At 57.4% G+C, this 22,305-nt stretch carries 21 protein-coding genes; 10 read left to right on the top strand and 11 right to left on the bottom strand.

The features are described from left to right. Positions 1–173: 173 nt before the first annotated feature. The 4 genes from J2741_RS08760 to J2741_RS08745 form a co-directional block, all read right to left on the bottom strand. The gene (locus J2741_RS08760) at positions 174–1,394 is read right to left on the bottom strand and encodes an ABC transporter permease (protein WP_209674899.1); all 1,221 of its coding nucleotides are present in this window, start codon (positions 1,392–1,394) and stop codon (positions 174–176) included. After that, positions 1,394–2,068, bottom strand: coding sequence for an ABC transporter ATP-binding protein (locus J2741_RS08755; protein ID WP_209674898.1), 675 nt, complete (start codon positions 2,066–2,068; stop codon positions 1,394–1,396). The genes J2741_RS08760 and J2741_RS08755 overlap by 1 nt, the downstream gene beginning before the upstream one ends. A 17-nt stretch (positions 2,069–2,085) precedes the next feature. Further along, positions 2,086–3,378 carry a COG1361 S-layer family protein gene (locus J2741_RS08750; protein WP_209674897.1) on the bottom strand — a complete coding sequence of 431 codons (1,293 nt, stop codon included), beginning with the start codon at positions 3,376–3,378 and terminating at the stop codon, positions 2,086–2,088. Positions 3,379–3,712: 334 nt separating this feature from the next. Further along, a complete protein-coding gene (locus tag J2741_RS08745) occupies positions 3,713–4,396 on the bottom strand; it encodes a type 1 glutamine amidotransferase (RefSeq protein WP_342452251.1) in 684 nt (227 codons plus the stop codon). 240 nt (positions 4,397–4,636) lie between these two features. On the opposite strand from J2741_RS08745, the gene J2741_RS08740 reads away from it, so the two are divergent. After that, positions 4,637–5,017 carry a hypothetical protein gene (locus J2741_RS08740; RefSeq protein ID WP_209674896.1) on the top strand — a complete coding sequence of 127 codons (381 nt, stop codon included), beginning with the start codon at positions 4,637–4,639 and terminating at the stop codon, positions 5,015–5,017. Between the two features lie 46 nt (positions 5,018–5,063). Here the strand turns inward: J2741_RS08740 and J2741_RS08735 are convergent, their stop codons facing one another. After that, a complete protein-coding gene (locus J2741_RS08735; protein ID WP_342452250.1) occupies positions 5,064–5,540 on the bottom strand; it encodes a helix-turn-helix domain-containing protein in 477 nt (158 codons plus the stop codon). Between the two features lie 115 nt (positions 5,541–5,655). Here J2741_RS08735 and J2741_RS08730 point away from each other — a divergent pair, with 115 nt between their 5' ends. The 6 genes from J2741_RS08730 to comE are packed head-to-tail and all read left to right on the top strand — an operon-like array spanning position 5,656 to position 11,402. After that, complete coding sequence (locus J2741_RS08730) at positions 5,656–6,438, top strand: ATP-binding cassette domain-containing protein (RefSeq protein WP_209674894.1); 783 nt, start codon at positions 5,656–5,658, stop codon at positions 6,436–6,438. Next, positions 6,435–7,142 carry a GTP-binding protein gene (locus J2741_RS08725; RefSeq protein ID WP_209674893.1) on the top strand — a complete coding sequence of 236 codons (708 nt, stop codon included), beginning with the start codon at positions 6,435–6,437 and terminating at the stop codon, positions 7,140–7,142. Before J2741_RS08730 ends, J2741_RS08725 begins: the two co-directional genes overlap by 4 nt. Beyond that, the gene (locus J2741_RS08720) at positions 7,114–7,764 is read left to right on the top strand and encodes a (Fe-S)-binding protein (protein WP_209675607.1); all 651 of its coding nucleotides are present in this window, start codon (positions 7,114–7,116) and stop codon (positions 7,762–7,764) included. Before J2741_RS08725 ends, J2741_RS08720 begins: the two co-directional genes overlap by 29 nt. 11 nt (positions 7,765–7,775) lie before the next feature. Continuing rightward, entirely contained in the window at positions 7,776–9,023 is a 1,248-nt protein-coding gene (locus tag J2741_RS08715) for a methanogenesis marker 16 metalloprotein (RefSeq protein WP_209674892.1), read from the top strand. After that, on the top strand, positions 9,020–10,297 hold the full coding sequence (locus tag J2741_RS08710) for a cysteate synthase (protein ID WP_209674891.1): 1,278 nt from the start codon (positions 9,020–9,022) through the stop codon (positions 10,295–10,297). Before J2741_RS08715 ends, J2741_RS08710 begins: the two co-directional genes overlap by 4 nt. Continuing rightward, positions 10,290–11,402 carry a sulfopyruvate decarboxylase subunit beta gene (gene comE, locus J2741_RS08705; protein WP_209674890.1) on the top strand — a complete coding sequence of 371 codons (1,113 nt, stop codon included), beginning with the start codon at positions 10,290–10,292 and terminating at the stop codon, positions 11,400–11,402. Before J2741_RS08710 ends, comE begins: the two co-directional genes overlap by 8 nt. 138 nt (positions 11,403–11,540) lie before the next feature. Here comE and J2741_RS08700 read toward each other — a convergent pair whose 3' ends face one another. The 3 genes from J2741_RS08700 to J2741_RS08690 all read right to left on the bottom strand — a co-directional run bounded on the left by J2741_RS08700 (position 11,541) and on the right by J2741_RS08690 (position 13,812). Next, complete coding sequence (locus tag J2741_RS08700; RefSeq protein WP_209674889.1) at positions 11,541–12,599, bottom strand: hypothetical protein; 1,059 nt, start codon at positions 12,597–12,599, stop codon at positions 11,541–11,543. Positions 12,600–12,804: 205 nt separating this feature from the next. Beyond that, complete coding sequence (locus tag J2741_RS08695) at positions 12,805–12,972, bottom strand: hypothetical protein (RefSeq protein ID WP_209674888.1); 168 nt, start codon at positions 12,970–12,972, stop codon at positions 12,805–12,807. Between the two features lie 150 nt (positions 12,973–13,122). Further along, the gene (locus J2741_RS08690; protein ID WP_209674887.1) at positions 13,123–13,812 is read right to left on the bottom strand and encodes a hypothetical protein; all 690 of its coding nucleotides are present in this window, start codon (positions 13,810–13,812) and stop codon (positions 13,123–13,125) included. A 321-nt stretch (positions 13,813–14,133) separates the two neighbouring features. On the opposite strand from J2741_RS08690, the gene J2741_RS08685 reads away from it, so the two are divergent. Beyond that, positions 14,134–14,676, top strand: a complete 543-nt coding sequence (locus J2741_RS08685; RefSeq protein ID WP_209674886.1) for a small multi-drug export protein — start codon at positions 14,134–14,136, stop codon at positions 14,674–14,676. Between the two features lie 239 nt (positions 14,677–14,915). Here J2741_RS08685 and J2741_RS08680 read toward each other — a convergent pair whose 3' ends face one another. Beyond that, the gene (locus tag J2741_RS08680) at positions 14,916–15,089 is read right to left on the bottom strand and encodes a CxxC-x17-CxxC domain-containing protein (protein ID WP_209674885.1); all 174 of its coding nucleotides are present in this window, start codon (positions 15,087–15,089) and stop codon (positions 14,916–14,918) included. A 311-nt stretch (positions 15,090–15,400) separates the two neighbouring features. On the opposite strand from J2741_RS08680, the gene J2741_RS08675 reads away from it, so the two are divergent. Next, positions 15,401–17,974: a cation-translocating P-type ATPase gene (locus J2741_RS08675; protein WP_209674884.1), complete on the top strand. Its 2,574-nt coding sequence runs from the start codon at positions 15,401–15,403 to the stop codon at positions 17,972–17,974. Positions 17,975–18,134: 160 nt separating this feature from the next. Here J2741_RS08675 and rbcL read toward each other — a convergent pair whose 3' ends face one another. Further along, positions 18,135–19,427, bottom strand: a complete 1,293-nt coding sequence (gene rbcL, locus J2741_RS08670; RefSeq protein ID WP_209674883.1) for a type III ribulose-bisphosphate carboxylase — start codon at positions 19,425–19,427, stop codon at positions 18,135–18,137. Positions 19,428–20,079: 652 nt separating this feature from the next. On the opposite strand from rbcL, the gene J2741_RS08665 reads away from it, so the two are divergent. Further along, on the top strand, positions 20,080–21,408 hold the full coding sequence (locus tag J2741_RS08665) for an ABC transporter substrate-binding protein (RefSeq protein ID WP_209674882.1): 1,329 nt from the start codon (positions 20,080–20,082) through the stop codon (positions 21,406–21,408). Positions 21,409–21,549: 141 nt separating this feature from the next. Here the strand turns inward: J2741_RS08665 and J2741_RS08660 are convergent, their stop codons facing one another. Further along, entirely contained in the window at positions 21,550–22,131 is a 582-nt protein-coding gene (locus J2741_RS08660; RefSeq protein WP_209674881.1) for an NADPH-dependent F420 reductase, read from the bottom strand. Positions 22,132–22,305 lie beyond the last annotated feature (174 nt).

Raw genomic sequence — 22,305 nt, 5'->3', positions numbered from 1 at the left:
ACAATGCAAAGTCGAATTTATTGATAATCCTTACAGGAAATTTAAAAATATGCATTCATAGTCCGCCTGATCGAGATGAGAGGTCCGACAACTTCGGATCTCCGGATAAGCTCCGGCACCTGCAATACTCTAAATTGAGTGGCGGGGTCCGGCCGCCATAATATCACTGTTTTTTATTCAGCCCGCAATGCCTCGATGGGATCGAGGTTTGAAGCTCTCCAGGCCGGGTACACCCCCGAGATTACGCAGGTGAAGATCCCGACTCCCATCGCAAGGGGAATATAGACCAGGCTCTGGGGGAAAAAGAAATACTCCGTCGTCCCCACCATCGCCATCACGATGAGGTACCCCATCCCGAGACTGACGATTGCACCAATCCCTGCCCCTACGAGGCCGAGTATTACCGATTCATAGATGAACATCCTGCGGATCTCTCCCTTCTGGGTCCCGATACTCCGGAGGATCCCTATCTCCCGGACCCGTTCGGTGACCGACATCATCATGACGTTGAAGATGGAGACCGCGGCAACGATCAGGGAGATCCCGGCGATCGCCATCACGAAACTGGTGAGGGTCCCCAGCGTTGAGGTGATGCTCTCGAGCATCCGGCTGCTGTCCTGGACGCTCACCACGTTTTCCCTGCGGTTCAACTGGTCGGTAATCGCGGTCTTTGCGGCATCCGCGTCATTGATGTCGTCGAGGAGGACATTGACCTGGTCGTATTCACCTTCTCCTCCATAGACTCCGGTATACCATTTTTCGGTGGTGATGATCGCATTATCGGAATTGAGGTCCATCGACATTCCCCGTTCCTCGAGAATCCCCACCACGCGAACGGTTTCCTCGCCGGAATCTTCATCACCGATGGTGAGACGGCTGCCGAGGGTGAGTCCGTAACGCTCCGCGAGCGTCGGGCCGATTACCACCGAACTGGTACTTTTCGGGTAGGCACCCTCCGCGAGAGGCAGGATCTCCGGCATCACATCCGGGTCCAACCCGTAGATACTCGCCCTTCCATCCTGGGAACTTATCGAGATACGGTCATTTCCCGAATAGAGATAATAGACCGTTCCGTACTTATCTGCCGCCCTGTTGATCTGCTCGAACTCCGAATCCGAGATGGTGGTATCGTCGTCTCCGCCCGAAACACCGCCACCGCCGCCGCCCGACCGGAAGATCATCCCGCCGCCTCCACCCGAATCCGCGTGGACCACGAGAACATTCCCCATGGAGGAGAGTTCTTCGGTAACCGAGAGGGTCATATTGGCCCCCATCATGCCCATCGACGAGATGGCCACCACCCCGATCACGATACCGAGTGCAGCGAGGACGGAACGCAGGAAATGAAGCCTGATGCTCCGGAGAGAGAGCTGGAAAATTACGTCTTTCGCCATTAGGCCACCCTCCCGTCCTGAATAGTGATGGACCGTCCCGCGTACCGGGCGATCGCCGGGTCGTGTGTCACCATGATGACCGTCCTTCCCTCGCGGTTCAGTTCCGCGAGCATCTCCATGATCTGTCCGCCGGTCCGTGTGTCAAGGTTTCCGGTCGGCTCGTCGCAGAGAAGGATTGCAGGGTCGTTGATCAGGGCCCTCGCAATCGCAACCCTCTGCTGCTGCCCTCCGGAGAGTTCATTCGGCCTGTGGGCCGAGAGTTTTTCGTCGATACCGACCTTCCGGAGCATCTCCGCCACGATCCCGCTCTCGTCCGGGTGGCGGTGTTTGAGGATGTAGGGATATTCCACGTTCTCGTAGGCGGTAAGGAGCCCGATGAGGTTGAACTTCTGGAAGATGTACCCGAGGGTATTCAACCGAAGGTCGGTAAGTTCGTGATCCCTCAGCGAACCGATATCGCTCCCTTTTATTCGCAGGGTCCCCGAGGTAGGGACGTCGAGGCAGCCGATCTGGTTGAGAAGGGTTGATTTCCCCGACCCTGACGGTCCCATGATGGCGACGAACTCCCCTTCGTCTATCCCGAGGGAGAGGTTGTCGAGTGCGACCACGTCTCCCGACGGCAGGGGGTAGACTTTGCTGACCCCGGCAAGCTCAATCAGCGGGTGCGAGCTCATGTGCAACACTCCCGGGATTACTTCCGGATACGTCCTTTGATCTTCCCGAATACGCCCTTTCTCCAGGCGACCACGATACCGACCGCGACGATGACTGCAAGTACGATCTCGAGCCAGGGGATCGAATTGACACCTCTTCCGAACGTAAACGGACCCGTCCGGGCGCCTCCCGGGGGCTGGCCGTCCTGGACGGCCTGTCCTGACTGGAATGTCCCGCTTCCCGTGCCGGTACTCGCCGACATGGAGTTGAGGCTCACCTGGGTTTTTTCCTCGTAGAGGTTCCCGTCTTCGTCCTTGTACTGGACTATCACCGGTATGCTGGACACCCCCTGCGCATTGAAGGTCAGGTCGAAACTGGAGAAGTCATCCGGTTCGAGGGCGCCTATGACCGACACCCTGTCCGGATCGATCGGGACGGCGGGTGAATCCACCATGACGATCACCGATTTTGCATCCGATAGCCCCACATTGCTCACATCCCCGCTCATGGAATACCCGGCCCCGCTCCTGGAGACCTCGATTCCGCTGATCACCATATCGGCGCCCATCTTATCCTCGCCGAACGTGACCGGCAGGCTGACCGTGGCATTATGGGCATTGATCCCGTTTTTGTAATTGACGTTGAAGGTGAGCTCGGTCTCCTGTGAAGGGGTGATATCGAAGGTCACGTTCCGGGATTCTCCGGGCTTTAAGTCTCCTACGAAGATGCTCCTCTGGGTAGAGGTGATCCCGTCCCCCTGTGGGGTAACGGTTATCCCGTGAACGGTATTTTCACGGGGATTCCCGATAAGCAGGGTAATTGCACCCTTTTTCCCATCCGAGAAGCTGTCCGGCGCGTCAAGGACCGATACCTCTATCCCCGTGCTCTCCACCTGGACAGGGATGGAGTAACGGAGCCCGTCCGCCGAGGGGTCGGAGTAGTCGAGCTGGAACCGGGGATAGTATATTCCGTCCCAGGTATCGGCATTCACAGTGAAGGTGAATTTCATGGTCGTCCCGGCACCGAGGGATCCCAGCGAGTCGTACGTACCCTGGTTTTGCAATTTGAGATTGGTGTCCGTCATCAGGGTTGCACGATAGAGTGGAACGCTGCTGCTGCCGAAATTCTGGACTTCCACGGTGATCATCCCGGTATCGTCCTGCATGAGGATCTCCGGATCGAGGGAGATCGCGGTTACGGCGACCTGTGATGACGCGATGTCATCGCTCGTTGACGCCGCACTGGCAACTGCGGTGCAGGCACATGCAGCGATTAGAAAGAATATCAGGAATATTCTCGAATTTTTTCGGTTTAACGGTGTAATGACCATAGTATCACTCAGCGGGGTTATCCCGCGCTCATTCGTCTTCAGAGTTTTATCCCGCACATCCCGACGGATATGTTCGCCGGGTCAGGGGTGCTAAGTATAGTATATTTTACATTATGTATAAATAGTTCTCCAAAGTCCCCAATATCTCTGTGTAGTGCAGGCCTTTAGTAAACCGGGATTAGGGGAAAATGAAGGCAGGGAAACGAGATATCCGGGTACGGCAGGTCACCAATCCGTGAGTGGCATCGTTTCGCCGGTTGAGAAAGTCCTGACCTGGCGCAGGTCATGAAACCTGACGGAGTATGCGTCCCTGACATCCATCACTGTCAAAACGTTATATCCAGGAGAACCTTTCACCGGCTCCTGAAAAGAATTTACCGGCGATGATACCGCAAAGCCGGTGGCTCTCGGGGAGATAACGCCTCGTTTCTTCCAGTATCTTCGTCCGTTCACCGGGCTGGCACCCTTTTGTCCAGTCAGCGGCCATCTCCCCGGTCAGCTCGAGGTGAAACTGGACTCCGAGTGCACTCTTCCATACCAAAGCCTGGTGGGAAACCCGCTCACCGCGACAGAGCAGCGACGCACCGGCAGGCAGGCCGAAGGTCTCCCCGTGCATCTGGAACACCCTGAACCTCTCCGGGAGTCCTGAAAAGGACGCGCCCTCGTCAAGCCCGACCATGCTCCACCCGAGCTCCTGTTCACACCGGGATACCGGCGCCCCGCCGGCGGATGCGATAAGCTGCGCCCCGAGGCATACCCCGAGCACCGGGCGGCCGCGTCGGACCCGTTCCCTGATGAGCTCCTTCTCCTGACGAAGATAACGGTACTCGGCCTCATCGTTCACGCTCATCGGACCACCGAGCACCAGAAGGTGGGACGAATCCAGCCGCGGGAGATCATTCGTCTCGTAGAGCCGGACCCTCCGGAGGGGAATTTCCCGGGTAGCTGCAAGCTCTTCAATGATGCCTCCCGGCTCCTCCGGGACATGCTGGAGCACCGCAACCTCGCGTGATTCCACAATGAGATTCTCTTTTTTATCCCGGATAATTGTTCTTTCCTTCGGATACGCATCCTCCCGCTGCTGGCCTGATCGCTTCCCCCTTTACCATAAAGCATCATAGGGTTTATTTACAATAATAAGGCGCTAAATTCCCAAATCAGAAACGCAAAAGCGGCCGTGTGCCTCATCCTCCACAGGTAACCGGGCGAAGGAAGGGCTGAAATACCGTTATATAATTCCGGGGGCCATACGAGGATAATGACCGGAATTCTCGAACTGCGAGGGTTGAGCTCCGAGGCGAAGATCGGGAAGATCATCCTGATCGTCTCCCTGGTCCTGAGCATACTCGCGGTGGCCCTGGTCCTCCTCGCGGGCGTGCTGATCGCCCGCATGCTGCAAGGCCTGCCCGGGCTCTTTATCGGGGGGCTTTACGCCCTGGCCTTTGTAAAGATCCTGGGAATTATTCTCGGGTTCGTATCTCTCTGGTCGACCGGATCGGGCCGCTGGCAGCGTGCAGGTATCATTGCGCTCATAGCGAGCATTGTGCCTCCGCTTGACCTGCTGATGCTGGTGAGCGGCCTGTTCTTCCTCTTCAGCCCCGAGGTAAAAGAGGAGAAAGTGAAACAAAACGGAGGGTAAAAAAAATTCCGGGAAGATTCCGGGGCCTCGTGTTCTGGACTTTTCCTCACGAAATCCGCTTCCCGATGACGTCCAGTGCATCGAGCACGGTCTTTTTCCCGGGCTTCATGATGGCTACAGGGACATCCACGATCTTCTCCACCATCGACGCGAGCACCGGTGCGCACACGATCCCCACCGCACCCTCCTTCTCCGCCTTTACCGCCGCTATAATACATTCTTCGATGGAATTCGCGGTGTAACCCCGGATAATGCAGGTCTGTTCGCCGAACGTGATCTTCTGTCCCTCTACTTCGTCCAGGAGAAACTTCGCCGCGATAACCGCAATAAACGGTGGGTACCGCGGCTCAAGGACCTGCACGATCCTCTTCACGGTGGACAGCCGTACATCCCTCTCACCCGAAGAGAGCTTGTAAAGCGTAGCAGCCGGTATTCCGGCCTTTTCTGCCAGCTCCCTGATAGTCAGGCCCTGGCGTCGGAGCTCCTCCTCGAGTGCGGTGCGAAACTCCTTCTCGAATACCATTTTTGAGAACATTATAATACCATAGTATAATTATTATTAATAATATTTCCTTAATAGGTAATTAATAACTAGAATAATGCAAATGTATTTTATTCCCCCGTACCATGTATACTCCATGGACACCTGCGCCATCAGCGAGATCACCATCCTTCCCGGCCACGACAAGCAGGGACGGCCCGAGAAGTTCGATTCTCTGGTGATCCGCCCCGGGGATACCTTGTCCATCGTAGGACCTACCGGTTCGGGGAAGACCGCACTGATCAACGATATCGAGGTATTCGCCCAGAACGACACGGCAACGGGGAGGACCGTCCTGGTAAACGGAAGAGTTCCCCCCGAGGAGTATATCCGTGACCCCTCGATGAAGCCGGTGGCGCTGATCACCCAGAACACCAAGTGCCTCGCCGACCTCACGGTAGAGGCATTCCTCACTATGCACGTGAAGGCACGTAAATTACAGGACCCTGGAATCGTCCGGGAGACGATCGACCTGGCCAACCAGTTCACCGGGGAACAGATCCAGCCTTCCTGCAGGATCACCGCCCTTTCCGGGGGGCAGACCCGTTCCCTGATGGTAGCCGACGCCATCCTGGTCAGCAATGCGCCCCTTATTCTCCTCGATGAGGTTGAAAATGCCGGCATATTTCGGGAAAAGGTGATCCGGGTCTTAAAGGAACATTGCAAGTCCGTGATATTCGTCACCCACGACCCGCTGGTATCCCTCCTCTCGGACAGAAGGGTGGTAATGAGAAACGGGGCTGTTGAAAAGATACTCGAACCGAAGGGAAAAGAGCGGCAGGTGCTGGAGATGGTGGAACGAATGGACGTCACCCTCTGCATGTTCAGGGAGAGGATCCGGGCAGGCGAGCTGCTGGTGGAGAAGGGTTTTCCGGCATGAAACTGATCGTCATCGCCGGTCCGCCAAGTGCCGGGAAGACCGCGGTAGCAAGGCAGATTATCAGGCACTTCCTCGGGAAAAAAAGGGTTGCCTTCCTCAAGATCGATGTGGTACGGGCGTTCGAGGACGAGGAGCTGAGGGCAGAGTTCGGCATCCCGGCCAGAAAAGTATACTCCGGGGACCTCTGTCCCGACCACACCGGGATCATGGTCCTCGCCGACGCGCTCTCCTGGGCGGAAGAGAACGGTGCAGAGATATTTATCGTGGAAAGCGCCGGCCTCTGCCTCCGGTGTTCGCCCTACACCACACAGTCACTGGGGATTGTCGTTCTTTCGGCGGTGAGCGGGATGAACTCCCCCCTCAAGATGGGGCCCATGATATCGCTCGCCGACATCGCGGTAATCACCAAGACCGACCTGGTGTCCCAGTCTGAGAAAGAGGTGTTCCGGGAACGGACAAAAGAGGTCGCGCCCCACGTGGAGATTATAGAGACCAACGCCATCCAGGGAACCGGCCTTCGCTACCTCATGAGAGCGATCGAGCAGACGGACGAGATCGAGGATCCCGGGACGATAACTCTCAGGGGAATACCGCCCCTTGGGGTATGCACCATATGTGTGGGAAAACAGGAGATCGGGTGGCAAAAACATTCCGGGGTGGTGAGAAAACTTGAAGGTGCCGACGACCTGTTCCGCGGGGACTGATACCCGCTCCTGGCAGCCCCCGGGGAAGAACTGCGGGGCCTGCGGGGCACGGAGCTGCGAGGAGTTCATGGCCCTCGTCTCCTGCGGGGAGAAAGATTATCCGGAATGCCCCTTTTTTGAAAGTCGGGCACCGGACCTGCACATTCCCATCACCTCCCCGAAAGGGACGGATATATGCGGCAGGGAGTACGATTTTGTGTTGATCCCGCTCCCGGGCGAGCCCTCGGCCCGGAAGATTATCCACCCGTTCCGCCCTGATCTCGTCGAACGCTGGGACATCAGAAGCGGGGATATCGTACTCGGGAGGCCGATGGGCGCGGGCTGTCCCATCCAGCACGTGCTGTCGGTGATCGATGCCAACCCCGTCACCGGGGTGCTCTCCTGCCATACGGTCGGTCCGCAGCGGGCCAGGGATGCACAGGTCAAGGATATCCAGGCGTACCACGTGGTCGGGTTCGAAGGGATCGCCCGGGTGGTGAAAAACCCCCCCGGCTTCGGGCTCCGGCAGTTTTTTCTCCCTTCCTTCTGTATGATGCAGCGTGCCCATACCGGAGTGGTCATGATGGTGCTCGGGAAATCCTCGGGGCTTCACGTGCGGGTGGAGGACATCAGGATAGATTAGGTGGAATTCCCGTGAAAAAGACCATTGAGGAGATTAATGACAGGATCACACGGGGAGACGCGGTTGTATACACCGCGGCCGAACTGAAGGATCTTACAGGGAGAGGTGAGCGAATCTCCGCGAAGGATGTCGACGTGGTTACCACGGGGACGTTCGGGGTAATGTCCGGGACCATCGCGGTGCTCCACGTGCCGGTCTCCGGACCCGGTTCTTTCGACCGGGCCGAGAGGGCATGGCTGAACGGGGTGCCCGCAATACCCGGGCCATGCCCGAACGAACGGCTCGGTTCTGTGGACCTTGTGATATACGGCACCTCCCGGGCCGATAATTCCTACGGGGGGGGCCACCTCTTCCGCGACCTCGTCGCGGGGTCCCTGGTCGATGTGGAGATCGAGGCCGGGGGGAAGAGGTTTTCCCGGTCGATAACCCTCAGGGAGATGGGCTCCGCCCGGATCATCACCACCCGCAGTGCCTTTAAAAATTACGGGGCGTACCTGAACCCGCGTCCCGGGGTGGTAAACACCATCTTCTCCGTACGGGGGCTTTCGGGGCCTTCCGGGGAGATCTCCGTCAGTGGCTGCGGAGATATCAACCCGCTGCAAAACGACCCCAATCTCTCGACGATAGGGGTGGGGACCCGTATCCTTCTAAACGGGGGAGCCGGGTATATCATGGGCCAGGGAACGCGGAGCAGCAGGGATAAACCGAATATCGCCGCGTTCTGCGAGATGCACCGGATGATCCCGGAGATGATGGGCGGGTTCGTCACTTCCTCCGGGCCCGAATGTACCTCCTCGGTGGCGATCCCAATCCCGGTCCTGGACGATGCAATCCTCACACGGTTACGGGTGACGAACGAAGAGATTCCGCTTCCCGTCTCGGACATCAACAACCGGGTCCCTGTTGCGGCATCCCACTACGGGGAGGTCTGGAACGGGACCGACCTGACCGTTACCTATACCGAGGGTTCCTGCATCCGGTGCGAAACCTGCGAAGCAGCGGGATACTGTCCGACGGGCGCGATACTACCGGGGACCGGGATAGACCCCGGGCTCTGCGTGAATTGCGGGACCTGTGTCGGGGTCTGCCCCGGAGGGGCCTTCCACGGCGAGCTCGGTAACTTGAATGTCGGGCACCGCACCGTGCCCGTTACGCTCCGCCAGTCCGACCGGGCGCGGGCATTGAGGTTATGTGAATACTTAAAGACCCTTATCCTGGAGGGAGAATTCCAGGTCACTGGAAAACTGGAGGATATGTGACGGTCGAAAAATATCGCCTGCGGTGTCTCGAAGGCGGCGAGGTGGTGAGGGATCGCTATACCCTCGATTGCCCGGATGGGCATGTGTCGCTCCTGCGGACCGAGTATTCGAGCCGCCAGTTGCAGCTCCGCGAATCCCCGGGGATCTTCCGGTTCTGCGACTGGCTCCCCATAGGCCATACGCTCCCCCTGGATGCAGGCCCCGTCTGCTACCGGAGCGAGGGGCTCGCGAGGGAGCTGCATATCGATAATCTTTTCATAGATTTCAACGGCTACTGGCCGGAACGGGGTGCGGCGATCACCACCTGCTCATTCAAGGAGCTGGAAGCGATCCCCACGGTCATCCGCCAGAGGGAACGAAGGCCCGGAGTGCTGGTCATCGCATCCGCAGGGAATACCGCCCGGGCGTTTCTCCAGGTATCCGCCGTTACGGGCACGCCGGTGGTGGTGGTAGTGCCCGAGACCGCGCTCTCCCGTCTCTGGACTACCGCCCCGGCCCGGCAGGCATTTGTCATCGCGGTCCGGGGTGATTATACCGATGCGATAGCGTTCAGCCGGGAAGTATGCACGCTCCCCGGGTTCCTCGCCGAAGGCGGTGCGAAGAACGTGGCCCGCAGGGACGGGATGGGAACGGTGATGCTCGATGCCGCGGTCACCATCGGGAGGATGCCGGATTATTATTTCCAGGCGGTGGGGAGCGGGACAGGGGGGATCTCGGCCTGGGAGGCTGCGCTTCGGCTTAAAGGCGACGGCCGGTTCGGGCCTGTCCTTCCCTCGCTCCGTCTCTGCCAGAACCTCCCTTTCATACCCATGGTCTCCGCCTGGAATGAACGAAGGAGGTACCTCGTCCCCGAGAAGGACATGCCGGATGCAAAGCATGCGATCGGGGAGGTGTATTCCGATGTCCTCACCAACCGGGAACCGCCCTTCTCCATCAGGGGGGGTGTCTTCGACGCGCTTTCTGATACCCGGGGAGAGATGTATGCGGTGTCCAACGATGAGGCCCGTGCCGCGGAGAAACTGTTCGCGGACACCGAGGGGATCGACCTCGATCCGGCGGCATCGGTCTGTACAGCGTCCCTCGTGTCCGCGTGTGAAGCAGGGGAACTAGAAAGAAACGGGACAGTCCTGCTGAATATTACCGGCGGGGGGTACCGGAGAGTGCGCGAAGACTACACGTTACTACCCGTCTCTGCGGCCCTCACGGTACCCGCGGGATCCAGGGTCGATGACGGCACCCGCGAGCTCCTGGACTGGGTGAAGCACCATGTATGAGGACGTTGTCATCTCGATACTGAAAGAGCACGGGATAGATCTCGTATCCTCCATACCCTGCGATAAGGCAAAGGATCTCTGTTTCATGATTCCCGAAGCGTTCAATCATGTAGGGCTGACCAGGGAGGAAGACGGGATAGGCGTCTCCGCGGGGGCGTACCTTGCCGGGATGAAGCCTGCGATGGTCATCCAGAGCTCCGGGCTTGGGAATTCGCTCAATGCACTTCTCTCTCTTACCTGCACCTACACACTTCCCCTGCCGATCCTGGCGAGCTGGCGGGGGGTCCAGGACGAGGTTATCCCTGCCCAGGTGCCGTTCAATCGTGCGCTCCCGGAGATACTCAAATCGGCCGGTATTCCCTACACGATAATCAGGACCCATGGGGAAATGCCGAAGATTGGGGATCTTATAGAGCGCGCCTTTGAATGTGCCACGCCCCACGTCGCCCTTATTCTCCCCGGGGCCTGGAAGGGAGATCACACCTGCCGGACAGGGTGCGAAACGATCTCCCGCAGTAGGGAGACCTCGATCGTGTTCCGACGCCGGGTAGAGAACCCGTCCATGACCCGGTACGACGCGATCCGGGTCATCGCAGGTCACCTCGACCAGCAGGCGGTGGTCTCGAACATCGGGGTCCCTGGTAAAGAGCTTTATGCAGCCCTGGACCGCCCGCTGAATTTTTACATGCTGGGGAGTTATACCCAGGCATCCCCCATCGGCCTCGGGCTCTCACAGGGAACCGCGCGGGACGTGTGGGTGATTGACGGAGACGGGAGTCTCCTCGGGACCGGAATACTTCCGGTGATCGCTACCAAAAAACCGCGGAATCTGACCATATTCTGCCTCGACAACGGGGCGTTCGGAAGTACCGGAAACCAGCTTACCCCCGCGTACCGGTCGGCCGATCTCGAGCTGATCGCGCTCGGGGCCGGGTTTACCCGCACCTGGAAGGTCGAAGACCGGGAGAGCCTTGACAGCGCGATCGCCGAGCTCAATGACGGGCCGAATTTCGTACATGTGCTCCTTGAACCCGGCAATGCGACGGTGGACAACATCCCCCTCACCCCGGCGCAGATCAGGGACAGGTTCATGACCAGCCTCTGACGATCAATTCATCCCGGCTGGACAGCCGGCCCGGCTTCATCCGTGATCCTGCCCGGATGCCACCGGCCAACCGGTCATCCGGTTCCCTGCCAGGTCCTGTTCAGCCGATGGAGAGATCTTTTCCAGTGGACTCCCGGATCACCTGAAGATCTGCCAGATCCCGAGGACCAGCTCGAATGCAATCAGGAAGATGATCACCCATTCGAGGAAGTTGGAGTGCTGGATCCTCACCTCGTCCGAGAGCATGGAATAATTCTCCTGGATGACCTCGATCTTCCTTGCGACGCTCTGGTTCCATTGCCCGCTCCGGAGCACGTTCAGGACCGCTGCGTAGACCCGGGCATAATAGACATCCTCGGTGACCTTGATCAGGTTGTGAATCTTCTCGGTGATCTCCGAGATCTCCGCATAGGTCTCCATCAGCCGCGCCATGATCATGTGATACTGGCGGCTCCGCCGGTAGCGGGGAAGCCGGTCCGCCTGCTCGATATCATCGTACATTCTGGACATCTGCCGGGTGAGCTCCCTGTCGTAGTACCGGAGCTCGAGCACCTGGACGCAGGCAAACTCGATCAGCTCCATCAGGTCACCGGGGTACTCAGGGCTGAAGAGCAGCGCCCCGTCCCAGGTCAGGACGGCCAGATCCTCATTCGTATAACTAAGGGAGTTTTTCAGGATCTCTTCCCGCATCTGCGGCGAGAGGGGACCCGTTTCGCCCGTGAGAAGGACTACAGGATCGACCCGGGGATCGATACGGTCTGCGACGTAAATGGTGTATTCCTCGAAGAAGTCCTTGTCAGCGGAGAACTGGATGTGGGGTGCAAGAATGTCTCCGAGTGCCGCAAGGTAGGCGGTGAAAAACTCGTTCAACCCTGACTGCCCCGGAAAATTGCCCGGGACATCCATAAGCAGAGAAGGAGGTGCTTCCTGGTCCTCGTACGCAAAACAAAGGCTGATCGCGCCGAAATCGTAAATATGCGCAAATACCGTGTAGTGAGAGGAAGTCCCGCGGTAATCGACGTCGAGGGGTTTGAGCCTGATCTTCAGCGGGGGCTCCTCGAGAATGATGGACTGGGGCCTTACCCGTAAAAAGCTGGTCCGGGCAGGCGAATACCCCTCCGAAAGCGATCGTTCCAGGGCGGAGAGGTCGACCTCCCTGCCGATATCGTACATGCGGTAAAAACGGAGTGCAATCATTCCCGGATCCCCTTCACATCATGAGCACTGCTTTGTATAAATGAACAGGGATAGCGAAGCGAGATAACCCTTTTGGTAATCCGCCATCAGGTATCGCATTAAAATCGCTAAACGCACGAAAATAGCGACTGGTGCGGATGATAAATATCCGGCAGGCCGGAATCCTCTCCCTCGGGCCTGCCCGCCGGATATCCGGCTCCCCGGCTCATGTCGTGTGAATCGCCGGAATGTTGGTGGTTGTGGGGGAATGGTTACGGAGCATCCCGGCGAAGAACCACACGGCATCTGTATCGGTCTTTTCTTCCCGCGTGACGATCCGAACGAAGCAGATCATGGTGGTCTGGAGAACGGCGTACACATCCGAAATTGTCATGAACTGATGCTTAATGACGCTTTTAACATACTGGAGTGCCGTTATTCTTCATTTCCGCGACCGAATCTGTCATCGGCGGGGTCAGGTCACCCTGACGTACGGTATATTTTACATTGTGTTATATAAATTTTACTAATAGTCGGGACTATTCTACTTATCTTCTTGGTATCGCGAGGGTGATTCGGGTTTCTCGTCGCATGGTTTTTCCTCGTACTTCAGGGGAAATTTCGGGTTTCCCGCGAGCAGGTGCATCAACTCACACTTGGAAAGCCGCCTAAGGTAGAAATTCCCTAATGCCGCCACGATTATAGCGGCAAAGAGGTCGAATATCAGGTCGAGCATCGTGTCCGTGTTCCCGTGCTGAAGGGACGTCCCGAAGAACGTATCCATGGTAAACTCGAAGATCTCCCAGAACGCCCCGAATGCCATGGTGAACATGATAATCATCAGGATGATCACGTAACGGTCGAAGTTGTTCTCGGTGTACCGGTCCATGAGCAGGACCGCGGTAAATCCGATGAGTGCCGCGGTAATACCTGCGATGAGGTGTGCAACCTTGTCATAATACGGGTAGAACATGACATACCAGGTAAAATACTCCCCGGCAAGGTGGATATAGAGCGAGAGCACGATCAGGAACGTGATCCACCATGGTATTGCGACTTTGTATTTCCTCTCAATAATGGTCGGTATGAGGGTCATGAAGAGGACGACCGCAGGAATAAACACCGCGATAAGTCCCCCGGTTACCAGGCTGGCTATGAGAATCATCACGATCAACCCCTGGAGGATCAGGGTCATGACCGTCCCGAATCGCCAGTGTCCTGAATGCTGGCTCATGTCACAGACTCATATGAACCGATTGGTATTAACCTCCACCTTAAATATCCCGAGTCCCCTCCTGGCATTTCCGGAGTGTTTCCCGGGATCCCTGCTCCCGGATGCAGCGGGGAACTCATGTTAATCCGGGTCTGTCCGACCGGGTCGAAAGAAAATCCCGGCGTCTGCGGAATAATTCGAGGTTTTCAGTCATGCGTGATGGCGCCCGGAGAGCCGCAGTATCCCGGTGCTCTCCCAAATCCAGTTTAATCGCGTTTCTCCCCATCTCCCATGAGAGCCGGCGAATATGTATATATCCTGGCAGGTGAATGGTACTGTCGGATGGAAAAACCATTTTTTCGGGCAATCATCATATTCCGTCAGATCCTGAAGGCTTTTTTCTTTTTCTTTATATTCGGTCTGGCGATCCCCCTTTTTATCGGAGTCATCGCAGGAGTTCCTGTTGGAGTGATCGTCGCGCTGATAAGCTCGACCTTCCTCCTTCAGGCAACCGCCTCCCCCGTAGGGGTCGGGATGGGCCTGTCTCCTGCGGTGATCCTTTCCGTGATGACTTCGTTCGCCGTGGGGATGGTGCTTGGCATCCTGGAGATATGCGATACCTTCGCACAGAGCTCCGAAAAGGTCCGGAATTGGCTGGATAAAGTGGAAAAAAAGATGCAGAAGGTGAAGATCATATACAAATACGGTTCCATCTCCTGCGTGTTCATATCCTGGATACCGGGGCTCGGGTTGTATAGTACCCCGGTGATCGCGTGGCTGTTCCGGTGGAAAAGACTCCCTGCGGTCTTCTTCACGGTGCTCGGATTCTTTCTCGTATCGCTCGGCTTCCTCCTCTTGTCCGAGGGGTTAATAACGATATTCTGAAAGGTTCTTCAATCACCGCGTAATTTTTCATCGGGAAATAACCCTACCTTATTCGTCCCGGGGTTCTCATTCGCGCTATAAAAAAGTCTAAAAGTAATACAGGGATATTCGTCGTGATCCGTCAATCGGAAGGATCAGGCGTTGCAGCAGGATGTGCATTGCTACTGAACCACCGAACAGTATTATAACAAGGTTTTCCTGGCAGACGGATTTTCCTAAAAAGAGTTAGTTTGATGGATTTAGAACCGGGGGCGCCGGTGCTTCGGGAGGCACTCCTGGCAATAGACAGGTCTTCCCTCGGTCGGCTTGAACGGTACTTCGCACTCTTTACCGCAGTCTGAACAGACTACTTTGGTCATCTCGCGGGGGCCGTAATTTCTAGGGCCGCCACTGTTAAAATTTGATTTATACATAGTGGTTGTCTCGAACAGTTATGGAAAACTGTGATATCTTACATGATGTCTGAGGTTAATAAGCTCTCTGTCGCTGCAGGGGGGGAAATCTGTTCCTGGGCCGGAAGAGAACCGGCAAGGAACGGCGGGTTTCTCACCGGGTAGGCAGGCCTGCACGGCATCCGGCCAAAGACCAATTACCCCGGAAACGGGATGAGATCTCCCACGGAACGCATATAGTGGTACTTCCGAAAATCCCCGGGATCCCTTCGGTTCAAATATTTTAAAAGGTGTGTCAACGACACTGTGACACGGCAGGGGATGGACGTCCGTTGCAGGTCTTTGAGATCGATTCGGTGAAGGGACTCCCGGAGCATGAGGCCGCCGACAGGCTGCGCAAGGAAGGATACAACGAACTGCCTGCGGCAAAAAAGCGGAGCGTCTCCCGGATAATCCTCGATGTCGCCAGGGAGCCCATGTTCATCCTCCTTGTGGCTGCCGGATCGATCTATTTTATTCTGGGTGATATTCAGGAAGGACTCATCCTGCTCAGTTTTGTGCTCGTCATCATCGGAATCACCGTATATCAGGAACAGAAGACCGAACGGGCTCTGGATGCCCTGCGAAGTCTTTCCAGCCCCCGGGCGCTGGTGATTCGCGACGGCGAGCATCGCCGCATCCCGGGCAGGGAGGTAGTGACCGGCGACATGCTGATCCTCTCGGAGGGCGACAGGGTGCCGGCGGATGCGGTCCTCCTGTATTCCAACAACATCGCCGTTGACGAGTCCCTGCTCACAGGGGAATCGGTTCCGGTGCGCAAGGTCGCATGGAAAGAGGGGATAGGGGAGGATCGTCCCGGAGGTGACGGACTTCCGTGGGTCTGGTCAGGGACTATGGTGGTCCAGGGCCGGGGGGTTGCCGAGGTTCGATCGACAGGGATCCGGACCGAAATGGGTAAGATCGGGATGACCCTCGGAGAGGTGGAACGGAGCGATACGCACCTGAAACAGGAGATATCCGGCATCGTTCTCACTATCGCGCTCGTGGGGCTCGCGCTCTGTATCCTCATCGTGGTGGTCTACGGGATAACCCGGCTGAACTGGATAGAAGGGCTGCTCGCGGGGGTAACCCTTGCCATGGCGATCCTCCCCGAGGAATTCCCGGTCGTGCTGACCATTTTTCTGGCGCTGGGGGCCTGGAGAATCTCACGGAAGAATGTGCTCACCAGGCAGATCCCGGCGGTCGAGATCCTTGGTGCTGCGACCGTCCTCTGCGTGGACAAGACCGGGACTCTTACCGAAAACAGGATGTCGGTGAAGAAATTTTCTGCCGGGGGGGTACCCTGCGACTTCCCCTCCGACTCCGGCGGGCGTGTTCCCGAATCATGCCACACGCTGATGGAGTTCGGTATTCTCGCCAGCAAGAAAGACCCCTTCGATCCCATGGAAAAAGCCCTCAAGAAGATCGCCGACGGGGAGTTCGGTACGACCGATCATGTCCACAGGAACTGGGAGCTCGTGATCGAGTACCCGCTCTCCCCCGAACTGCTCGCGATGTCAAACGTGTGGATGTCGCCGGACGGGACCGATTACGTCATCGCCGCCAAGGGAGCGCCGGAGGCGGTCGCCGATCTCTGCCACCTCGATGTATCCTCCATGAAGGATCTCACCGTACAGGTCGATGCCATGGCCGCAGAGGGGCTTAGGGTTCTCGGAGTGGCGAAAGCCGCATTCACCAGGACAAGGCTCCCGGCGAACCAGCATGATTTCGTATTCGAATTCCTGGGCCTGATCGGTTTTGCCGACCCGGTGCGTCCTGACGTGCCTCAGGCGGTTCGCGAGTGTTACGATGCGGGGATCCGGGTAATCATGATCACCGGGGATTACGCCCTGACCGCCCTCAACATAGCCCGCCAAATCGGGCTCAAAGATCCTGAAAAATGCATAACCGGGCCAGAACTTGAAGAGTTGGACGGTGAAGCGCTCAAAGCGCGGGTCGGATCCGCGAATGTCTTCGCAAGGACCGTCCCCCGGCAGAAACTGAGGATAGTTGATGCGCTGAAAGAGAACGGGGAGGTGGTTGCCATGACCGGGGACGGAGTAAATGATGCCCCGGCGTTGAAATCCGCCGATATCGGGATCGCGATGGGCCGGCGGGGTACGGACGTGGCCCGGGAATCGGCCTCGCTCGTCCTGCTCGACGATGCGTTCAGCTCGATAGTCGCCGCAGTACGCCTGGGGAGGAGAATCTTTGACAACCTTAAAAAGGCCGTGTCCTACATCCTCTCGATCCACGTCCCTATAGCGGGAATGTCGCTTCTCCCGGTGCTCTTCGACCTCCCCCTGGTACTCCTTCCGGTACATATCGTCTTCCTGGAACTGATCATCGATCCGGCATGCTCCATCGTATTCGAGGCAGAACCCGAGGAGTCCGATGTGATGAATCGCCCCCCGCGAAAAAAGACCGAGGTCCTGTTCACCCGTGGGGCGGCGTTCCTCTCCGTGATCCAGGGAATGGTAGTCCTCGGCATCGTTCTCCTGGTATACAGCGCAGCGCTCTCCGGCGGGCTCGTGGCGACCCAGGCGAGGGCACTGGCGTTCACCACCATCGTGATCTCGAACCTCATGCTGATCCTCACCAACCGTTCGTGGACGAGGACACTGGTCTCGACCATGCGAACGCCGAACACGTCACTTGCCTGGGTGTTTGCGGGTACGCTCGTTGCCCTGTTCCTCGTCCTGTACGTGCCGGGGCTCCAGGATCTGTTCCTTTTCAGCCCGGTACCGGCGATGGCCCTGGCCATCGCGATAGGAGCCGGCGTCGCGAGCATCATCTGGTTTGAACTGTTCAAGTATCTTAAAAGCAGACGTCTCCCTGCGCATCTTCACGATTTTATCGACGATTAGCCCTACGCGAAAGCCCGGATCGGGTATCGTGAGGGATTCCTGTTATGGATCAGCACCCGGGTTTTCCACGTTCGGATCTGCAGTCGCGAAGCAGTATACTAAAAAAAGAAGTGACATAAAACCATGAGCCCATACTCGTACAGACTCCTGGAGCGGTACCCTATTTTGGCCTGTAATAGCCCCATTTCTCCAGCGCCCTGGCGAGCTCGTGTGAAGTCCCCGCTTTTTCATCCAGGGTAATCCCTTCGCTCCAGGCTTCGATGGCCTGCATGGTCGCCGTCGCTCCTGCCCTTGTTCCGTCAGGATGCCCGTGGATCCCTCCGCTCACCAGGAGCACCAGGTCGATGCCGTAAATATCGAGTACTTCCGGGACCAGCCCCGGGTGAAGCCCTCCCGAAGAGACCGGAAATGCACTTTTTATCCCCCCCCAGTCCTGCTCCAGGAGCATGTTCCCCGACGCTTCTGTCTTTTGCTCCCGGAGGAGGTTCGCCAGGAGCAGAGACTCCTTCTTCGTTCCCGCAAGCTTGCCGACCGCGGTCCCGGTATGGATCTGGGCAACCCCGATAAGGCGCATCAGCTTTGCGAGGAACTGCATGGTGATGCCGTGCTTTTGGTCCCGGTCGAACGCGGCATGCATGGCCCGGTGGGCATGGATCGCCAGCCCAAGGTCGGAACAGTGGTCCCGGAGGGTGGAGACCGCGGCGGTTCCGGCGACAACGACATCGATCATGGCATAATTCCAGCCGTAATCCGCAAGGAATTCGGCCCTTTTCTTCATCAGTTCCGTTTCGGCGGTGATGTTTATGAACGCGGACTTGGTCTCCCCGGTCTCTTTCTCGGCCCGGTCCCGCATCTTTGCCATGAGTTTCACCCGGTCCTCGAAACGGTTGAAGGGAGTTGAAGTAAGATTTTCATCGTCCTTTACGAAATCGAACCCGCCCATCCAGGTCTCGTACCCCACCTCGGCATGCTCCTGCGCGGAGAACCCGATCTTAGGCTTGGGGACCGCCCCGGTAAGTGGCCTCCCGTGGACCTTCATCATCTTCCGGATACCCTCCATACCGAAATGTGGGCCCCTGAAATGCGTGATATATTCAGCCGGAAGGGAGACGTCGATCAATCTAAGGTTCGCGAGCGCCTTCATGCCGAAGATATTCCCGGCGATCCCGCTCATCAGCTGCGGGGCGTTCCCCTCCTCCCAGAGCGCGAGCGGGTATGCGATCTTCGCGAAATTTCCTTCGATTTGGAATGCGGTGGCCTGGAGGTCTTTCATCCGGGGAGGCAGGGTGAAGAGGGTGGTCCATGTACCCGTCGAGCTCTCCGACGCGATCCTTCCCACCGCCTCTTCCCTGCCGATGCCTTCCGCCGGTTCGAAATAGTAAAGGCATACGAGTTCGTCCTTCCCGGGGGTATACCCTGTGTCCACGAAATCCATGTACCAGTCGATTGCCAAGAAAACTCTCCAGTATCACAGAACGACTTCATCGGTAATAATGCTACAGCGACACCCGGTGCGGGGCCGTTTTTATTTCGGGGCACAAGGGCGTGAGGGTCACGGTGCCCGGGGCCCCAGGCGACGATCCGGCTGAGAATGATGCCTGCGGGATCCCTCTGCGAGAGGGGGGGTGTCGCCATTTCCCGGACGTGACTCTCAGGATATTGTGTCCCCGACACCGGGAATGCCCGTGAAAAGAAGCCCGTAACGTCGTCTGTCCAGGACGGCCCGGGGGGGATCGCATACCTCCACGTTCCTCCCTTTACCACAAAACATTGCCATGTCATAACATGGCAAGCTATATATTCCCAAATCAGAAATAGTGAGATCAGGTAAACTCATGTCTGTATCACATGGATCCGGTAGTTCATCACCAGGCCCGGTAGCAGACACCTTTTTCTTCTTTTTTAGATAGGGGACCTGGCAGGTTGCCGGATCCCCTGTAAAGGCGTATAATAAGAGTTTACCGGATGGTGTTCATCATGGGTGAAATCTTTCTACAGGAAGCAGAGACCGGGCGGGGCGCCCTCCGGAGACCGGCGGTCATGCCGAGGTCCCGGCGACGTACACGCGCAGAAATATGGAGAGTGCGGAATATCGGTGAGGGATTATGAAGAAGATCGTGCTCGGTGCACTCCTTGCCTGCATAATCTGCATGGTCCTGATTGCCGGGTGCACGCAGATGCAGACTTCTTCGGCCCCGCCGGCGGTAAAAGAAGCTAAAATCGGGGTGGTCGCATCGCTCACAGGGCCCGCGAGCGCCACCGGCAAGGACATGTGGCAGTCGGCCATGATCGCAGCCGACGAGATTAATGCCAACGGCGGGGTGTATGTAAAGGACCTCGGGGCAAAGATCCCGATAGTGCTCGTCCAGGGTGACGACGAGTCGACCAGGGAGGGCGGCCAGAAAGCGGTATCCAGAATGATATCGAACGACAATGTCGATGTGCTCGTTGGGGGGTTCTCCAGTGCGGTCACTACGGCCCACCAGTCCATCGTCGCCGACAATAAAGTTCCTTACATCATTACCGGGGCCTCTAGTCCCACGATCACGCGAAGGACGGATGTCGATACGAGCTATATGTACCACTTCTGCCCTACCACGGACGATTACGGAAAACAGACGACCGAATTCATCAGCGAGGTAATACGGCCGGCGATAAACGAGAAGTACGGTTACAGTGCCGACCGACCCCTGCGGCTGGCGATCGTGTATCAGGACAGCCCCTATGGAAAAGGAGTACTTTCGGCGGTTGAAGCCACTATCCAGCGTGAGGGACTTCCGATCCAGCTGGTAAGCAACGAATCGTTCAAGATGGGGGAGACCGATTTCCGGACTCTGCTCACCTCGGTAAAGGCCACCAGGCCTGATGCGGTTTATGCCGCTGCATTCCTGAACGAACAGGCCCCGATGATCATCCAGGCCCGGAGGGACGTGGGGCTCGACACCATTTTCCTGGCGGTCGAGTGTAACGACGATCCCGATTATTACTCAAGTCTCGGCCAGTACGGCGCGGGCTCGGTCATCGAGAGTCATTTCTCACCGTACACCGTTCCGGGCGGGAGCACGGCCGCTGCTGCAACAGCCTTCAAGGAGGCATACAAGAGCAGGTGGGGAGGGCTTCCCGGGATGATGGGGGCCACGACCTACGAAGGTGTGTACATCGCCGCGAATGCCATAGAACAAGCCGGCAGCCTGGATAAGGCCCGGGTGCAGGACACGCTCGGGTCGATGAGTATACCGGAGATCATCGAGACCATGCAGGGAGGCGAGATATCCTTCACGGAAGAGGCCCACGAAGCACAGTTCACGCTCTATATGGAACAGCTCTACTGGGACGATTCTCTCCAGGCCCTGCGGCCGAAGATTGTCTGGCCTGCAGGTCTCAAAGAGGCGGACTTCGTCCTTCCCGACTGGTATCAGCCGGGATCCCCCTGAATTTTTTTCCACTCCCGTCCCCGGACGATGAAAACGAGGATTGTTGCATATCATCCGGGCACGTGCGATGAACATGGGGCGTGCGTGATGCATAATGGTACATCCGGGGCTGCGATAGTCCTCTTCGCCTGCGGATGCTCGTCAGCCTTTCAACAGTTTATACCCGATATTTACCCCCATACCGAGTTTGAACGCCATGCCGATGATCATGATCCCCATCGGCTCGAGATACCGGGCGCTTTTCAGAGGGCCCACATCCACAGGATCGTATCCCATCCCTTTCGTCAGGTGCATCACCGTGGTCTTGGCATCCGGATCGTCGCCGGCAACGAACGCGGTCAGCTGATGCTCCCCGACCCTCGCCGTGCTCTGGTTCTGCGCAAACACCGTGTTGAATGCCTTGATTACGCGTGCGTTCGGGAGCATTCTCTGGACGTTCTCCGCATTCGAAGTTGAAAATCCGATCGCGAGTTCCATGTTCTGGTCCAGGGGATTTGTGACGTCGATAAGGATTTTCCCGTCAGCCGCACCTCCGATCTCTTTCACCGTATGTTCCACCTCCCCGAACGGTACTGCCATAATGATCAGTTCCCCCCAGTTCGCCGCATCGGATACCGGCTCCCGTGGGTCCCGGTGCCCGTAGCGTATCTCATGTCCGGCCCGCGCCAGTCCCGCACCGAGCGATGACCCGACATGCCCTTTGCCGATAATTGCGATTTTCATGTTAATTCCTCATTTGAGCGTTATAAGGATCTTTTCGCTCTCTCTACCGTTCCTGGCACCTTAAAGGTGGCGGTTGCCGGGTGGGATCACTTTCGCCCCTCACCGGATCCCGTTATGTTCCTGAGATCAGAGTGGATTATTGCACGCAAATGACCCGATTGCCTTCCCATGACA

The organism is Methanolinea mesophila, assembly GCF_017873855.1.
Lineage (GTDB): Archaea > Halobacteriota > Methanomicrobia > Methanomicrobiales > Methanospirillaceae > Methanolinea_B > Methanolinea_B mesophila.
Note: the sequence above shows the minus strand (reverse complement) of the source record. Positions and strands in the feature narration are given on the sequence as shown.

Coding starts and splice junctions, on each gene's coding strand:
- J2741_RS08760 (WP_209674899.1), bottom strand. CDS start 1,394: ATGGCGAAAGACGTAATTTTCCAGCTCTCTCTCCGGAGCATCAGGCTT.
- J2741_RS08755 (WP_209674898.1), bottom strand. CDS start 2,068: ATGAGCTCGCACCCGCTGATTGAGCTTGCCGGGGTCAGCAAAGTCTAC.
- J2741_RS08750 (WP_209674897.1), bottom strand. CDS start 3,378: ATGGTCATTACACCGTTAAACCGAAAAAATTCGAGAATATTCCTGATA.
- J2741_RS08740 (WP_209674896.1), top strand. CDS start 4,637: ATGACCGGAATTCTCGAACTGCGAGGGTTGAGCTCCGAGGCGAAGATC.
- J2741_RS08735 (WP_342452250.1), bottom strand. CDS start 5,540: ATGGTATTCGAGAAGGAGTTTCGCACCGCACTCGAGGAGGAGCTCCGA.
- J2741_RS08730 (WP_209674894.1), top strand. CDS start 5,656: ATGGACACCTGCGCCATCAGCGAGATCACCATCCTTCCCGGCCACGAC.
- J2741_RS08725 (WP_209674893.1), top strand. CDS start 6,435: ATGAAACTGATCGTCATCGCCGGTCCGCCAAGTGCCGGGAAGACCGCG.
- comE (WP_209674890.1), top strand. CDS start 10,290: ATGTATGAGGACGTTGTCATCTCGATACTGAAAGAGCACGGGATAGAT.
- J2741_RS08700 (WP_209674889.1), bottom strand. CDS start 12,599: ATGATTGCACTCCGTTTTTACCGCATGTACGATATCGGCAGGGAGGTC.
- J2741_RS08695 (WP_209674888.1), bottom strand. CDS start 12,972: ATGACAATTTCGGATGTGTACGCCGTTCTCCAGACCACCATGATCTGC.
- J2741_RS08690 (WP_209674887.1), bottom strand. CDS start 13,812: ATGAGCCAGCATTCAGGACACTGGCGATTCGGGACGGTCATGACCCTG.
- J2741_RS08685 (WP_209674886.1), top strand. CDS start 14,134: ATGGAAAAACCATTTTTTCGGGCAATCATCATATTCCGTCAGATCCTG.
- J2741_RS08680 (WP_209674885.1), bottom strand. CDS start 15,089: ATGTATAAATCAAATTTTAACAGTGGCGGCCCTAGAAATTACGGCCCC.
- J2741_RS08665 (WP_209674882.1), top strand. CDS start 20,080: ATGAAGAAGATCGTGCTCGGTGCACTCCTTGCCTGCATAATCTGCATG.
- J2741_RS08660 (WP_209674881.1), bottom strand. CDS start 22,131: ATGAAAATCGCAATTATCGGCAAAGGGCATGTCGGGTCATCGCTCGGT.